The sequence below is a fragment of the Streptomyces sp. NPDC047081 genome (assembly GCF_040643775.1).
In the GTDB taxonomy this organism is placed as follows: Bacteria; Actinomycetota; Actinomycetes; order Streptomycetales; family Streptomycetaceae; genus Streptomyces.
This window is the reverse complement of record NZ_JBEYUY010000020.1, coordinates 169,996-184,933: the sequence shown is the minus strand read 5'-3', so window position 1 is coordinate 184,933 and position 14,938 is coordinate 169,996. Positions and strand designations below refer to the sequence as shown.

17 protein-coding genes are annotated in these 14,938 nt (G+C 68.2%); 11 read left to right on the top strand and 6 right to left on the bottom strand.

What is annotated here, in order from left to right; all coding sequences use genetic code 11:
* Window positions 1-396: 396 nt before the first annotated feature.
* Window positions 397-2,049 (bottom strand): FAD-dependent oxidoreductase, encoded by a 1,653-nt coding sequence (locus ABZ848_RS32585; protein ID WP_360837722.1) that lies wholly within the window; start codon window positions 2,047-2,049, stop codon window positions 397-399.
* 61 nt (window positions 2,050-2,110) lie between these two features.
* Complete coding sequence (locus ABZ848_RS32580) at window positions 2,111-3,040, bottom strand: diiron oxygenase (RefSeq protein WP_360837720.1); 930 nt, start codon at window positions 3,038-3,040, stop codon at window positions 2,111-2,113.
* A 140-nt stretch (window positions 3,041-3,180) separates the two neighbouring features.
* On the opposite strand from ABZ848_RS32580, the gene ABZ848_RS32575 reads away from it, so the two are divergent.
* Both ABZ848_RS32575 and cutA read left to right on the top strand, forming a co-directional pair.
* Window positions 3,181-3,867 (top strand): TetR/AcrR family transcriptional regulator, encoded by a 687-nt coding sequence (locus ABZ848_RS32575; protein ID WP_360837718.1) that lies wholly within the window; start codon window positions 3,181-3,183, stop codon window positions 3,865-3,867.
* A 304-nt stretch (window positions 3,868-4,171) separates the two neighbouring features.
* On the top strand, window positions 4,172-4,498 hold the full coding sequence (gene cutA / locus ABZ848_RS32570; RefSeq protein ID WP_360837717.1) for a divalent-cation tolerance protein CutA: 327 nt from the start codon (window positions 4,172-4,174) through the stop codon (window positions 4,496-4,498).
* A gap of 22 nt (window positions 4,499-4,520) precedes the next feature.
* Here cutA and ABZ848_RS32565 read toward each other — a convergent pair whose 3' ends face one another.
* From ABZ848_RS32565 to ABZ848_RS32555, 3 genes are all read right to left on the bottom strand, one after another.
* Entirely contained in the window at window positions 4,521-5,762 is a 1,242-nt protein-coding gene (locus tag ABZ848_RS32565) for a helix-turn-helix transcriptional regulator (protein WP_360837715.1), read from the bottom strand.
* A gap of 191 nt (window positions 5,763-5,953) precedes the next feature.
* Window positions 5,954-7,117, bottom strand: a complete 1,164-nt coding sequence (locus tag ABZ848_RS32560; RefSeq protein WP_360837713.1) for a helix-turn-helix domain-containing protein — start codon at window positions 7,115-7,117, stop codon at window positions 5,954-5,956.
* 6 nt (window positions 7,118-7,123) lie between these two features.
* Window positions 7,124-7,543 (bottom strand): NUDIX domain-containing protein, encoded by a 420-nt coding sequence (locus ABZ848_RS32555; protein WP_360837711.1) that lies wholly within the window; start codon window positions 7,541-7,543, stop codon window positions 7,124-7,126.
* Window positions 7,544-7,711: 168 nt separating this feature from the next.
* Between ABZ848_RS32555 and ABZ848_RS32550 the strand changes: the two genes are divergently transcribed.
* Genes ABZ848_RS32550 through ABZ848_RS32540 form a run of 3 tightly spaced genes read left to right on the top strand, consistent with a single transcriptional unit; the run spans window position 7,712 to window position 9,368 of the window.
* Window positions 7,712-8,512 carry a TauD/TfdA family dioxygenase gene (locus tag ABZ848_RS32550; RefSeq protein ID WP_360837709.1) on the top strand — a complete coding sequence of 267 codons (801 nt, stop codon included), beginning with the start codon at window positions 7,712-7,714 and terminating at the stop codon, window positions 8,510-8,512.
* Entirely contained in the window at window positions 8,509-8,982 is a 474-nt protein-coding gene (locus ABZ848_RS32545) for an ATP-binding protein (RefSeq protein ID WP_360837707.1), read from the top strand. Before ABZ848_RS32550 ends, ABZ848_RS32545 begins: the two co-directional genes overlap by 4 nt.
* Before the next feature lie 56 nt (window positions 8,983-9,038).
* Window positions 9,039-9,368 (top strand): hypothetical protein, encoded by a 330-nt coding sequence (locus ABZ848_RS32540; protein ID WP_360837705.1) that lies wholly within the window; start codon window positions 9,039-9,041, stop codon window positions 9,366-9,368.
* A gap of 85 nt (window positions 9,369-9,453) precedes the next feature.
* On the opposite strand, the gene ABZ848_RS32535 is transcribed toward ABZ848_RS32540, so the two are convergent.
* Window positions 9,454-9,651, bottom strand: coding sequence for a hypothetical protein (locus ABZ848_RS32535; protein ID WP_360837703.1), 198 nt, complete (start codon window positions 9,649-9,651; stop codon window positions 9,454-9,456).
* A gap of 24 nt (window positions 9,652-9,675) precedes the next feature.
* Between ABZ848_RS32535 and ABZ848_RS32530 the strand changes: the two genes are divergently transcribed.
* From ABZ848_RS32530 to ABZ848_RS32505, 6 genes are all read left to right on the top strand, one after another.
* Window positions 9,676-10,419, top strand: coding sequence for an endonuclease/exonuclease/phosphatase family protein (locus ABZ848_RS32530; RefSeq protein ID WP_360837701.1), 744 nt, complete (start codon window positions 9,676-9,678; stop codon window positions 10,417-10,419).
* 135 nt (window positions 10,420-10,554) lie between these two features.
* Window positions 10,555-11,793, top strand: a complete 1,239-nt coding sequence (locus tag ABZ848_RS32525; RefSeq protein WP_360837732.1) for an adenosylhomocysteinase — start codon at window positions 10,555-10,557, stop codon at window positions 11,791-11,793.
* Window positions 11,790-12,398, top strand: a complete 609-nt coding sequence (locus ABZ848_RS32520; RefSeq protein ID WP_360837699.1) for a hypothetical protein — start codon at window positions 11,790-11,792, stop codon at window positions 12,396-12,398. Before ABZ848_RS32525 ends, ABZ848_RS32520 begins: the two co-directional genes overlap by 4 nt.
* Window positions 12,395-13,297: a glycosyltransferase gene (locus ABZ848_RS32515; RefSeq protein ID WP_360837697.1), complete on the top strand. Its 903-nt coding sequence runs from the start codon at window positions 12,395-12,397 to the stop codon at window positions 13,295-13,297. Before ABZ848_RS32520 ends, ABZ848_RS32515 begins: the two co-directional genes overlap by 4 nt.
* Entirely contained in the window at window positions 13,290-14,195 is a 906-nt protein-coding gene (locus ABZ848_RS32510; protein ID WP_360837696.1) for an aminoglycoside phosphotransferase family protein, read from the top strand. The genes ABZ848_RS32515 and ABZ848_RS32510 overlap by 8 nt, the downstream gene beginning before the upstream one ends.
* Window positions 14,192-14,926: a glycosyltransferase gene (locus tag ABZ848_RS32505; RefSeq protein ID WP_360837695.1), complete on the top strand. Its 735-nt coding sequence runs from the start codon at window positions 14,192-14,194 to the stop codon at window positions 14,924-14,926. The genes ABZ848_RS32510 and ABZ848_RS32505 overlap by 4 nt, the downstream gene beginning before the upstream one ends.
* Window positions 14,927-14,938: the final 12 nt, after the last annotated feature.

Here is a 14,938-nt window from a genome sequence, read left to right as displayed (position 1 = left end):
CTCCTGCAGCCCGAACGCAACGCCTTCGCACAAGCCGGCATCACCCACGCCGCACAACTGGAAGACCGCCTCCTCGGCCGACTGCGCGACCGACTGCCGGAAGCGCTGCGCGCAGTAACCGAACACAGCGCACGCGCGCCCAGCTGAAACGAAGACGAACTCGCCTCGGCTCGACGCTGACTTGGGAGCTCGCAGGCGTCACAGAGCAATCGGTTGTCGACCGGGCCGACCCGGTAGTCAGCGATCTGCCCCGGCTCCTCGCCCCTACCAGGGTCCGGGAACAGCTCGTCGAGGCTCTGGCCACGGCCATCGCGTCGCTCGGCAACTGTCGTGTCTGGCGAACTCGTCGTCGGCCTACGTGCTGTTCGCGCGCAGGCCCAGGCTGTAGCCGAGGAGTCAGCCGGTCCGGCGGGTTCGGAAGGGACTGGACCGTCCCGCCTCCATTAGGTCGTGCCAGGTCGTGAACTTCACGCGGGGGCGGCCGGATTGCTCACCGCGGCGGCGTTCGGCGCGGTCGATGGTGTCGGCCGCGCGTCGGTCGAGGGCCTGGGGGCGGCGCTGGCGCACGAGGCGTTCGAAATCGTTGGCCGTACGCGTTGGGGTGGCGAGCCTGGCTTCGGCTGCGTCCCGGACCAGCGCGCCGACCGTCTGCTGTGCGCACTGCCGGTTGGCCCCGATGCCGCCGGTGGGGCCGCGCTTGATCCAGCCGGCTACGTACGTTCCGGGGACCGGCTCCCCGGTGAGCGGGTCGACAACCCGGCCGGCATCGTTGGGCACGGTGCCGGTGGCGTCGTCGAAGGGCAGGTCGGCGACGGGGACGCCACGGTAGCCGATCGCGCTGATCACCAATCCGGCCTCGATGTCCGCTGCTTCATCGCCGCGGGTGACGCGCACCGCCTGTACGCGGTCGGTGCCCACCAGTTCGGTCGGCGAGGTGAGGAAGCGAAGCACGATGCGTCGCTCCTGCCCCGCTGACGGCGGGGGCCCGGCGAGGTCGACGGGTTGGATCGGGATGTCGCGGAGCAGCGTGGCCTGGGCGTCGTCGGCGGCGATGGCCGTCCGTACGTCAGGGTGGTCCTCAACCACCAGCCGTACGCCCGGTAGTTGATTGAGGGCGTGCAGTTCGGGCCAGGTGTACGCGGCGTCGGCGGGTCCGCGGCGCCCGATGACGACGACTTCGCGGATGTCTGCGGCGCGCAACGCGTCCATGGCGTGGTCCGCGATGTCGGTGCGGGCCAGGCCGTCGGGGGGTGAGGCGAGGATGCGGGCGGCGTCCAGAGCGACGTTGCCATTGCCGATGACCACGGCGCGTCGGCTGCGGGTGGGGTCCACCGCGTCGGCGGGCACCTCGGGGTTGCCGTTGTACCAGGCCACGAACCGGGACGCGGTGATGCTGCCGGGCAACTCCTCGCCCGGTATGCCCAAGGGGCGGGCCTCGCCGGCGCCGACCGCGTAGACGACGGCGTCGTGATGGGCGGTGAGTTCGGCGTGCGTGAGATGCCGGCCGACCTCCACATCGAGGTACATGCGCAGGCGCGGATGGCGGAAGAGGGCGGCGAAGGAGTCCCCGATCTGTTTGGTCCTCAGATGGTCGGGGGCGACGCCGTAGCGAATCAGGCCGCCGGGCATCGGGAACCGGTCCACCATGGTGACCTCGGTGCCCGTGGTGCGGAGTAGTTCCTGCGCGGTGTAGCAGGCGGCCGGGCCGGTGCCGACCACGGCAACGCGCGGAGGTGTCGTGCCCCACGGCAGTGTGGGCGGAATCTCCGGGGCGCCCCAGGCCGGTTCGGTGCTCCGACCCTCGTAGAACTGGGCGCTGCGCTGGGCGTAGACGGTGTCCGGGCCGGTGAGGGTGTCGGCCGGGACGATGGCGTCGACGGGACAGGCGTCGGTGCAGGCGCCGCAGTCGATGCAGGTGCGTGGGTCGATGTAGAGCATCTCCGCGGCGCCGAAGCCTGTTTCGCCGGGGGCGGGGTGGATGCAGTTGACGGGACAGACGGCGACGCAGGACGCGTCGTTGCAGCAGGGCTGCGTGATGACGTAGGCCATGGTGGGTGGGGGTCTTCCAGGTCCTCGCTGGGCGGGATCGGGTGGTGGGTCGGCGGGGCGGTCAGAGCATGTGCGCGCGCCGGTAGAGGGCGCGGGCCGGGCCGGTCAGCAGGCCGCAGCTGCCGAGGAACTCCATCAGCGGGGCCGCGCTGGTGCGCAGCATCGCCTTGTGGTGCTCGTTGCGGCGCGCCTCGGACAGCGCCCGCCGGGTGTCCAGTCCTGCGGCGGCGTAGACGTCCTGGTGGATCAGGTTGGTGATGATCACGTACGCGGTGACGGCGATGGCCGTCGCGGACGTCCGGCGGCGCAGACGGCTCATGTCGCGCATCCGGTCGCGGATCTCGGCGCGGGCGAAGCGCATGTGGCGGGACTCCTCCACAACATGGATCCGGCTGGTCGTGCGCACCAGGTCCAGCACCCTCGCGTCGCGCATGTTCGCCCGCTGCATCAGATCCAGCACTTCCTCCGCGACCAGGATGCCGCCGTACGCCGCCGCGGAGCTGCCCACCGTCTTGAACAGCCGGGCCAGTTCGACCGCCGCGCGCCGGGGGCGGTAGGCGGGGACGCCCATCGTGGCGCAGGCCCGGGCGAACATGATCGAGTGCCGGCACTCGTCGGCGATCTCGGTGAGCGCGAACTGGAACTCGGCCGACGTGTACTCCCCGCGGTACTGATCGCGCAGGATGAGTTGCTGCAGGATCATCTCGAACCAGATACCGGTGCTCATCACCGAGCCCGTCTCGTGCCGGGTGAGCGTGACCCGCTGCTCGGGCGTCATCTCCGCCCACATCGGGGTGCCGTAGAGAGTGCTCCACTCCGGGCTCTGACCGTGGGCGTCCGCCGGAAGCGGCGCCTGCCAGTCCACCTCCGTCGCCGGGTCGTACGACAGCGTGGCCGACGACTCCAGCAGGCGACGGGAGACGTCCTCCGCCGTCACCTCCGAGCCGCGGGTCTCCGCCGCCTCTACTGCCTTCACGGTGTTGCTGTTCATGACCGCAACCTCCTTGACGAGAGCTGATGAAGTTAAGGGTACATGGTGTTTCGGATACTTCACGTACCCCATACTTGCGTTCGGCTTGGCCAGGGGAACGCCCAAGATCACAGATCCGGAGCGCGGATAGAATCGCCCTCATGACCGTCTCCCACACCCGCGAACGCATCGACGGCCGCACGGCACGCTGGGAGGGGCAGCGCCAGCGCCGCCGGGACGAGTTCGTCGAAGCTGCACTGGTGGCGATCGCCGAGCACGGGGCGGACGTCTCGACGCAGCAGATCGCCGAGCGGGCCGGAGTGGCGCGCACCCGCCTGTACAAGTACTTCTCGGATGCGGGCGACCTGCAGCGAGCGGTGGCGGAGCGGGCCATCCAGCAGATGATCGAGACGCTGGAGCCGGTGTGGAGCCCGCAGGGGTCTCCCATGGACATGATCACGGCCGGGGCGGGTGCCTACGTGGGCTGGCTGGCCACGCACCAGGAGCTGTTCCGCTACCTCAGCCGCCACAGCCTCCTCGACGGCTCCGACAACGCTTACACTCTGGTCGACCTGCAGACTGCCGTCGGTCACCATCTGACAGTCCTGTTCGCCGACTACCTCAGCGCCGCCGACATCGACACCCGGGCGGCCGAGCTGCTGGCCTTCGGTGTCGCCGGCTTCGTCTACACCGCGACGCTGCGCTGGCTCAGCACCCCTGGCGGCCTCTCCCAGGACGAGCTGATCGCCAAGCTCGCCCGCTGGATCTGGAGCATGATCGACGAGAGCCTCCAGGGCTACGGCATCCACCTGGATCCGCACGCTCCCCTCGACCTCCCCGCCGGGTAGCGACGCGCTACCGCGCGACAGGCCGTGAGGCGCACAGCCGCGGCGTTCGTCGATGTCCCGCCGGGTGACCTGTCGCAGCCTCCGGTCGACGAGGCCGGGAACCGCCCAGCGATCAGCCCTGCCAGTCGGCCTCGTTCATCGGCGGCCCGCCCGGGGTGATACCGGCCGACTCCGCCGCACTGGTGGCGATCGCCGAGCACGGGGCGGACCGTAAACGGAGTGGGCGCCAGGACCAGCAGCTCCTCCGAGCCAACCAGAGGCTGCTGAGTAGGGTCGTGGTACATCGAGCTGGAGAGGTAGTTGGATGGCCAACGAGATTGTGATCGCGCAGACGACCATCGACAACGAGGATCAGGCAAAGGCTCTGGCCCGGGGCGCAGTTGAAAGCAAGTTGGCGGCCGGTGTCCACATCGACGCGCCGATCACTGCCGTCTACTGGTGGAAGAACCAGGTCGAGACCACGCCGGAGTGGCGTATCTCGTACATGACGACGACAGACCGTCTCCCGCAGCTGGAGGCATGGTTGTCCGAGAAGCACCCGTACGACGTCCCCCAGTGGATCACGCTGCCTGTCACCGGGGGGTCGGAGGCGTATCTGTCGTGGGTTGTTGAGGAGACGACGCGGGACTGAGTAGCGACGCGGTGTGGTCGGCTCAGGACGCGAACTGCCGCAAGTGATAGGCGAGTTCCCGCTCACCGTCCGGGAGCCGTGCGGCGATTCTCGCGGCGCGATCCTTGCCCATCGTGTTGGGCTTGGCTTGTGAGGCTGCCGTGAACTGGCGCGATACGTAAACGCCTTGTTCGACGTCGCCTCCGTGTAGCAGGGCCGAGGCGAGATCGCCGAGGACGACGACTCCGCCATCCGGCAATTCGTCCCCGAGGCGGCCGACCGCGGCGTCGGCCGTGGCGGTGAGTTCGGGCCGCCCCAACTGCCCGTACACGGACAGGGCCAACGAATCCATCCGGTACGGCGTCACGAAACGTACCCATGCCTGTTCGCCGGTGTGATCCGCAAAGTCGTAAGCGAAGCGTGCCCGGTCAAGCGCACGTAGCGCCCCCAGCTCGTCGCCGACTGCGGCAGCTTCCTCGGCGTGCCTTCCGAGTATCCAGGACGCGGCCGTGGCATTGCCGTGGCCGCGCACATCCTGCGAGGCTTGGGACAGGAGTTCTAGCTTCTGCTTCGGTGTGGGTGCCCCGTAGCTGGCGTATGTGAGGGCCAACGCTCTGAGCGGAGGGTGCCCGGCCTTTGCCGCACACTCGGTCGTGACGTCGTAATAGGCGCCGGCCTTGTCGTACTCGCCCAGGTCCCAGGCCACCCATCCGGCAAGGGCAGCGGTTTCTCCGGCCGCGATGGTGAGAGCCCGTTCGTGCTCGCCGGCCTGAGGCAGGGCTGCGGTGATCGCGTCGAGGTGTGCCTCAACCGTGCTATGCAGCCGCCGGGCACTGAGGTTGAGTTCCTGGACGTGCAGGTCAGCAGCTCGGTTGATAAGCGCGACCGCAGCGGGCGTGTCGATGCGGGAGCCCTTAGTCAGAGCGTAGGCGAGCCGTCCCCAGGGTTCGGTAGCCGCGCTTACGCCGATGGCGGCGCTGCCCAGCAGCTGGCGGCGCTTCACGTCGTCCTGGTCCTCCTCTTCACGGACGTATCCTCGTCTCCGTCGGGCGCGGGCGGCCTTTGCTTCCAGCAAGAGCTCGTCGAAGGGGACATCGCATGCCGCTGCAATGTGGGCGAGCGTGTGGTTCGTTGGGATGTTCTCGAAGTTCTCATAGCGGCTGATCTCCCGTCGGCTCAGGGTTTCCCGGCCGGAGACAGCGTTGATCGCGCCGGCCTGCTCCTCTTGCGTCCGGCCCGCGTCCTTCCGGAGCCGGAGCAACAGTTCGGCGAACGGATCTGCCATCAGTGTGACCCCCGTCGTATGCGGAATCCAATCATGGCCTCAATTCCCCCCTGGGTTTCCCCCTTGACAGACTTTTCCCCCTCTGGATTCCCCTGGTAGACGCCTTCGCGGCGCGGTGCGATGGACCCATGACCACGTTCCTCAAGTTTGGCGACCAACGCCAGCCGCTGCCGCACTGGGACGAGATCAAGTTAGGCGGCCATCTCCTGCCGAATCCGGTTCAGGGCGTGGTCTGCGACTTCCCTGATCTCCGGCAGCAGGTAGTGCGCCGCGCGCACAATGCGCTGCAATTGGTGGGGAAGGCGCTGGCGGACGGCTTCGTCGACTGCGGTGTGCAGGGACTGCGCGGCAGCGCCGCAGTCGTCGGCGGCCAGCCGTACTTGGGCCACGGTGATGAGCTCGATCACGCGCCACTGCGGGGCGACGGTGGTCGTCGGTACGGGACTACCCTGCTCGACCAGTTGTATGGCGATGTCAGTCCTGTCCGTGGCCATCAGCCCTCGAAGTCGGATCTCGTGCAGGGCGTAGGGGTTGAACAACGACGTGTGTTCGGTCTCGGCGAGGAGCCGGTCCGTTTCCCTCACCGCCTCGTCGAACAAGGGCTGATTCCGGAGGGCGCCGGCTGCGCGAGCGAGGAGCGGCAGAACAGTTGCTTTCGCGTCGTGGTCCGGTGCAAGGGCGGCCGCGTGCTGAAGTCGATCGACGGCGGCTCCGTGGAGGCGGGCTTTGCGCAGTTCGTTTCCATGCATGCGCAGCACGTAAGAGGCGAAGGCCGGGTCGCCAAAGTATCGGGCGATGTCGATGCTCTTCGCGGTCCAGCGGGCAGCGGTGCTCAGCCGCTCCTCCGGCAGGACATTGCCCAGGGCGACACCGAGGCCGACACGGGCTCGGGCCAACAGGTGCAGGACGTCCCGTTCGGTGTGTCCGTCCGCCACGCGGGCTTCGAGCCGGGCGACCAGCGGCCACAGCTCGGCCACAGCTTCGGAGGCATGTCCGGATTGCCGAGCGATCTCGGCGAGGCGCACGGTGGACTCGCCGAACTGGAGCATGGCGCGGTGGTCGGTGTCCGCGGCATCGGTGACACCGACGACGTGGGGAGGCAGACGCAGGGACTCGGCGATGTGCCGCCGGGAGCTGACATCTTCGAGGTTGCGTTTGCCCAGTTCGAGGAGCGAGATGTACGTCTTGTCGTAGCCGAGAATCTGTGCGAGCTCGGATTGGGTCATGCCGTGCACGGCGCGGTGGAAGCGGAGGATGCCCCCGAGGTCGCGGGTGGCGAGGATTGCTTCGGCCTGCGGGGTGGCCCAGTGCCACAGGGTGTGTTGAGGGCGTCGTGCCATCGTCGCGCCGTCCATCGCCTGTCACATCCGTGCGTACCAGGCGGTGATGGACTGTTTGTATCCGTCCGGCATGGTCAAGCCGGGAACTTCGTCGGCCGTGAACATGCCGACTTCCTTGTGCTCGTGGCTCAGGGTGGGGGCCATGTCCGGGGTGAGGACGGTGCATCCGTAGGTGATGATGACGACTCGCCGGTCGGGCATGGTCTCGGGCAAGGGCTGGTAGATCCACACATCCAGGAGGGGGCCGGCCTTCACCGTCCAGCCGGTTTCCTCTTCGATCTCCCTTTCCACGGTGAACTCTGGTCTGGCATCCGAGAGTTCGAGGCGGCCTCCGGGCAGTTCCCACTCCTCGCGTTCGTTCTTCAGCAGCAGTACGCGTCGCCGGCCGTCCACGGCGACGCCCTTGACGGAGACGGGCCAGGTGGGGGGCGTGTACGCCATCGCTCTCCTCGGATTGCACGTGCGGCCAGGGGTGTTCGGAACGTAGCACGCGACCCGCGGCCCGAGATGAGCATGGGCGAATTGTCCGAGTCGACAATCTGTCGCTTTACGCCCGACCCAGCGCCGCCGAACAGTGGAAGCACCCCAGCGCCGCTAAGGAGATCCAGGATGCGCCGAGTTCATCGCCCGTACGCCGACGTCTTCGCGCGCAACCGTATCGACCTCACCGTGCCGGACGCGGGGGAGAGGATCGCGGAGCGGCTGCGGGAAACGGGTCTGGTCACTGTCGACGGCCTGGCCTCACGTGCTGCCGTGATCGCCTTTGCCACCCGGATCATGAATGTGGTGCCGCACCGTGACAGTGACCCGGACGGCCTCACCACGATCTGTGACACCCGGCGCGACGCACATCGGGCGGGCTTCGCGGGGTTCGGCAACGGCGCCCTCGATCCGCACACCGAACGCTCCGGCACACCCCATCCGCCCCGTCTGATGCTCCTGGTGTGCGGGCACGCCGCCGTGACGGGTGGGGAGTGCCTGCTCACCGATGGGCAGGCCGTGCACTCCGACCTCTTCACTGGTGATCGGCAGGCGGGGGTTGGCCTGGCGCAACCCCGTACCGCGTTCTTCGGCGCCGGAGACGGTCACGCCACGCAGGTGTTCACGGTGCACCACGATCTGCGGGTGTCCGTTCGCCTGCGGTTCGACGGGCTGGCGCGCTGGAATCCCATAGTGCAGCCCTACCTCCCGCAACTGCGGGCCGCAGCCGTACGCCATCAGGTGCTTCTTCCTCTGGCTCCCGGCCAGGGCTACTTGCTGGACAACGAACGCTGGCTGCACGCACGACGTGCCTTCACCGGAGACCGGCTGTTCTGGCGTGCCCTTGGCCAGCCCGTGTTTCCCATGCACCGTGGGTTCGTTCCCGCACGTGCCTCCGTCTCCACCCCCATGCTCTCGGAGGCGGGATGATGGCGGAACGAGGCGTCACGTTCGCGACGGATGCGATGACGCCCGACGTATCTGTCGCCCCGAGTTCCTCATCCGCGGACCAGGCAGCCGAGTGCGGCTTCGAGGTCGACTTCCTCCCAGCCGAGATCCGCCCTGCGCAGATGAGACAGATCACCAGGCACCAGCTGAGCCGATGGAATCTGACGAGGCTGACCGACGACGCCACGCTCGTCGTTTCCGAGTTGGTCACCAACGCCATCGAACACGGCAGGGGAAAATCGGTCGGGCTCAAGGTGCGGCTCTTCGCCCAGGAGCTTCGCATCGAGGTGACCGACGGCACCCCGACTCCGGCGCGGCTGCGCACTGCCGGCCTGGGTGAGGAGAACGGTCGCGGCCTGGTGCTTGTCGCGGCTGTCGCGAAGGAGTGGGGCGTAAGCCCCGACGGCACGATGACGTGGTGCGCGCTGACGATCCCCGATGAGCCGCAGTGACGGGTGACGTCGCCGTGCGATTGCCGAACCCGCGAGCCTCCAATGACCGCGAAACGATGGGCGTGGTCCTGCGCGGCCTTCGACGCTTCCTCGCGAGCGAGGTGATCGACGAGCAGCTGTACGAGGACCTGGAGGCGGTGCTCGGCGAATACACCCCTCCTGCCGGACATCTGGACACGGCCATCGCAGCGCGGTTCCGTACGGCGACCACCAAGCTCGTGGAGATCATTCCCTACCTCGGGCAGCCGTACCCGGTCGACGAGATGCTGCGCCTGATCTACGTGAGCGCCGAGCACCCCCACCCCGATGACGCATCGGGCCACCTCCGCCGGCTCGCCCTTGCCATCCTCTCGATTCTCGACCTGATGGGAGATGCCGCCTCATGACGTGCGCTCCCATGACGTACGTCGGGCGGAACCCACACCGCTTGGCCGGTGCCCGGCTCGGCAGGCTCGATCTCACCGGTGCCGATCACGGCACCAGCACACGCGCTACGTGGCTATCGAACGAACCCCGGCTTGAAGGGACTCCATGAACGCCAGCACCGTTGACGTCGCTGTCTGGAACATCGAAGCCGACGGCGGCCGGAATGGCGAACGCCGCGATCTCGCGCTCGACGTCCTCGCCGAGTACCAACCCGACGTTCTGCTTCAACAGGAAGCGAAGCACAGTCGGGAGCGGGGTGGGCGGAACATGCATGCCACGGAGAAGCGGCTGAAGCTGCGCGGGTTCCTCGCCGCCCCCAACCCGCAGGTCGACGCCGACATCGCGACCGCCGTGTACCTGCGGCCGGGGATGTTCCACGTCGCCGAGCAGAAGCCTTGGGCGAAGCCGTGGTGGCTGCACCCCTGCCACGTCCAGGCACAGCTCGGTTGCTGCCCCACGCCGATCAACTTCGTGTCGCTCCACATGTGCTACTTCGACGCCGATCAGCGGCTCACCGAAACCGGCTGGATGACCACGATGGCCGAACTCGGGATGGTCACCATCGCAGCCGGGGATACGAACAGCTATCCGCGGCGCTCCGAACCGATTGCGCTGCCGACTTGGGACGAGGTCACCGACCGCGCGCACATGGTCCAGCGCACCTACCTCGACGCGGACGGCACCCGCCGGAGCGACACCCGGCCCGACGGAGTGCTCATCGACGCCGGGTACGTCGACCTCGCCCGCCACGCCGCCGACCATCTCGACGCGGTCGGCACGGAAGCGCTCGCCGCCACGGCGGGTTTCGACAAGCCGCACCAGGGCGGGCCGCAGCGCATCGACCGCGGATACGGCACTGGCGGCGTGGCCTCCGCACTCGAACACGTCGAGGTCGTCGACAACGAGGACACCCGAGCCGCCTCCGACCACGCGCTGCTGATCTATCGCTTTCACCGCACTCGCCTGGAGCGCGTGCTTGCCCGAGCGCAGGCCTCCATGTGCGTGGGCTGATGTGACTGCCCGCCCGTCGTCGGCGACGGGCGGGTGCACAACCCGGCAGCCGGATCCGGCCAATGGCCGGCGCCAGACCTCCCCCGCGGCCCGAGCAGTGTCCATACCCCAAGCAGGAGGAACTCCTTGACCGCCATGGCAGCACCCAACTCGCTAGCCGAACCGGGGTCTCCACGGAATTCGGCGATCAGATCCGTCGCTCGCCCACCCTCGGTCGCCGCCGACGCGTTCTTCGCCGGGCTGGCCTCCCGGCTGCCCAGGGGCGAGGTCTCCAGTCTGGTGGTCACGCACTTGCTGCCGGGCCAGATGAACTTCCTCCCTGCGCTGGGGCAGGTCGCTGAGGTCCGTGCCGTCCTACCCAAGCCGAAGTCAGCCGACCGGCGCACCCAGGACGTGGTGGCCGACACCTACCGGCTCGATCCGCTCGACCGCGGCCGTTTTGCGGACCCCGAATGGCTCGCGCGCTACCTGGACGACCGGGCAGATGGCCGACCGTTGGTCCTCGCAGACATCGGCGGGTACTTCGCTCCCGCGCTCACCGAGGTGTGCCGCGTACGGCCTGGCCTCATACGCGGCGTGGTGGAAGACACCGAGAACGGGCTGCGCCGCTATCTCGCGTTGCCGGATCTGGCCTGCCCGGTCTACAGCGTGGCTCGCAGCCCCCTGAAGGAGCCTGAGGACCGGCTTGTCGGAGAAGCGATCGTCTTCTCGGTGGAGACCCTTCTGCGCCGGCTGGGGGAGGTGATGCCTGGACGTCAGGCCGCCGTGCTTGGCTTCGGCAAGATCGGCGCCGGTATAGCGGCCGCCCTGCACGCCCGGCACGTCCGCGTTGTGGTTCACGACCGTGACCCCATCCGTCAAGCGCAGGCCGTGGCAACCGGCTACGGCCGCGCGGTGTTCCAAGATGCCTTATTTCAGGCCGATTTGGTGTTCAGCGCCACGGGAAGCCGGGCGATCGGAATGGAGGAACTGTCCTGCCTGCGTGACGGTGCCTTCGTGGCCGGAGCGACGTCGGCCGATGACGAGTTCGACCTGGCCTGCCTCGCGAGCCTCCGCAGCGGGTTCGAGCGCGACGAGGTGATTCCGGGTGTTGCCCGATACACGCGGCACGGCCGCTCGTTCAGCCTGCTCGGCAGCGGGAACGCCGTGAACTTCCTGCACACATCCGCGATCGGTCCGGCGATCCACGTGATCAAGGCCGAGATCATTGCGGCCGCCGCCCGTCTGGTCGCGTACTCCCACGAGCCAGGCTTGTATGAGGTGCCGCACGACACGCGCGCCGAGATCGCCGCCGCCTGGTTGGACGCCTTCCAGCCCGCTCGTGCCTCCACCACCCTGGCGGTCGCCGCCCATGGCGAAGGGGATCTCCTGTGATCATCGCGACGGAAGGGGTGAGCAACTGCGGTAAGACCACGCTCGCGCGTGAGCTCGCGCAACGTCTGGCAACCGAAACGGTGGGCTGCTATCAGCATGTGGCCAAGGATCCGGCGCTGCTTGGCCGGCCCCTCGCTCACAGTGAGGCGGAACTCCTCCAGGATCTGCGCGCGCATCTGAGCGTTGAGGAAGAGCGCCTTCGCCTCGCCGCTGCCGTAGTGAACCGAACCGGCACGGTGATCATGGACCGCAGCGTGGACACCACGCTTGCGCATCTGCGTGCCGTCGGGCGCCTGCAGGGCCTGGATGCGGAAGCGGAAGCGCGAGCCTTGGTCGAGGCGAGCTGCGTGGCCGGGGCCGCCGTGGTGCCCGACCTGACCCTGCTCCTCATCGCGTCGCCGCAACAGCTTGCCCGCCGGGGCAAGAGCCGGCCCGAGGTGCCTTCGCAGTACTACGCCGAGGACTTCGCTGCCCATTTCTACGGCCACTTCGCGGCCCCGGTGGCCAGGCGCGTCGTCCGGGTCGACGCCGATCTGAGCCCCGATGCCGTGGTTCGTCGAGCGCTCGACGATATCCGTGGCCACGGGGGCGGGGAGACGGCGTGATCGCGTACGGCTTCTGCATCGACGAGCGGTATGTCCTGCCCGCTCTGGTGACCATCGGCTCGCTCGCGGAGACTTTGCGGCCGGTCGAACGTCGTCAGGCCGCCATCCGCGTCCTCACCCTGGATCTGACGAGACAGCATGCGGCCACGCTCGGGGAGGTCGTCCGCCGGGCCGGCTTCGGTTCCTTCCGGCTGCGCTGGGCCGCGCCGCCGCGCGGCGCGGTCATGGCCGACACGGACTACATCAGCGTGACCGCCTACCTGCGGTTCGCCTTCACCCCCGAGTTCGTGGAGCGGCCGTACCTGATCTACCTCGACGCTGACACGCTCGTCGTCGATAACTTGGCCGCGCCGTTCAACCGGTTACGGGAAGGGCAACTCGGTTTGGTTCCGGACGAGTTCAATCCGTGCATCGGCTACCGCGGGCAGGCTCTGCCCGGCCTGGCCGACGACCGGCCGGAGTTGCGCGGACTGCCGTATTTCAACGCGGGAATGTGGTGGACAACTCCCAGCGCCCTCCACACGATCCGCGAGGGAGTGTGCTCGGCGCTGCGCACTGGCAAGCGCTACATCTTCCACAATGACCAGGACGCCCTCAACCTCTGGGCCGCCTCGACCGCCGGAGTCGTCACGGCGGTCGACGCCCCCTACAACCGGTTCGAACTCGCCCGGTTCCTGGAGTGCAGCGACTGGCCACGCCGCTACACGAGCCGGGCTGCGTACCCGACGGATACGGCTGTTCTGCATTTCGTCGGTAGCGCCAAGCCCTGGCTGCCCGGTTGTCCGCCCACGGACGACGTACGGCTGTACCGGACAGCCCTGGACCGGACGCTGCGCATGGTCGACCGGCTTGGCGACCACAGCATCAGCGCCCCACGATTTCGGGGGCCGCATGAGTAGGACGCCTCAGCCGTCGGCGCTCGTCGACGTGTGCCGGGCTATTCTCGATTCGTCACCCAGCAGCGTGGCAAGGCTCACTGACCATCCCGGTTCGGCCGTGTACCGGATCCGGACCTCACCGCCGGGTGACCGCAGCCTGATCGTCAAGGTGTACCGAGGCCGGGCGCGATGGAAAGCGCAGCGCGAGCGAGAGGCCCTGGATCATCTCAGTTCCCTGCCGACCGTGTTTTCCGTGCCCGCCGTGGTGGGGTGGGGAGCTGTTCCGGACACGGATGCCGTCGCGGTTGTCACCGAGGACATGGGCGAGCATGTACTGCACCATGCGGTACAGCAGGGCAGCGTGTCACGGTCGGCCGCGCTGAAGGGCGTCGGGGAACTCCTCGCTGCCTTCCATCAACTCCCGCTATACGACTCGGCGACGGCGACTCCGGTGCTGACGGAGCGACTTACGTCGTTGGCCGCCCGTCTGCCCCTACCGATGCGCTTGGCGGCAGCCGACGCGTTCGTCAGCTCGATCCGTCTCGAAGCGGCACGACCTGCCGTCCTTTGCCACGGCGACCTCCACCTGAGCAACATCGTCGTCCACTGCATAGACGACCCGCGCGCACTCGCCGTCATCGACTTCGAAGAGACCGGGCCCGCCGTCCCCGAATGGGACCTCGCGCAGACCGCCGTCACCAACGACGCCTGCGCCGACGCCGATCTGGAACAGCTGCTGGCGGGTTATGCGGGCCCGGTCGATACCGGCCTGCTGACTCACTTGATCACCGTGCAATGCGTCCGCGGCTGGTACTACGCCAGCCGTGGCGAGGGCCGTGATGTGGCGTTGTGGCGACGCCGCCTTTCCCGCGCCCTTGCCTCTACGCATGCCACTGCTCACCAGGAAGGCCACGCATGAGCGATCCTGCGATCTCTGTGATCATTCCCGCCTTCAACGAGGAGAAGTACCTCCCGACCTACCTCCCCACCGTGCTGGCCTCCGTGGCCCGCTGGGAGAGCGCCAGCGGGCGCCCAGCTGAAGTCATCGTCATCGACAACGACAGCACCGACGCCACCGCCGCCGTGGCGCTAGAGCTCGGCGCCACCGTCATCACCGAGCCCGTGCGCGGGATCGGCCGCGCCCGCAACAGTGGCGCCGCCCAGGCAAAGGGCAAGTACCTGCTCTTCGTCGACGCCGATGTCGACTTCCCCGAGGAGGGGGTCACGGCCGTGGTCGCGGCGATGGACACGGGCACCACCGTGGGCGGCTCGATTCCGGCCCTGTACGAGCCGACGAAGCGAGCAACCCGGGTGCTGTTCGGCATGTGGCGCGGGATCAGGGCGATACGCGGCGGCGCCCAGGGCGTGACCCAGTTCTGCACACGGAGTGCGTACGACACCGTCGGCGGCTACCGCTCCGATCGCTACATGAGCGAGGACGTCGAGTTCTTCGCGCGCCTGACCCGTCTGGGCAAACGCACCCGCGCCCCCGTCGTCTCGCTCGACCACCTACAGGTCAGGCCCTCTCCCCGCCGCTTCGAGACCTGGTCGAGCTGGCGAATGATCTGGTACACGAACCCGGTCACCGCGCGGCTCTTCCTCAACTCCCGTCGTTTCTGGCGGGGTTGGTACGACAACACCGTCCGATGAGGTGACGCCTCC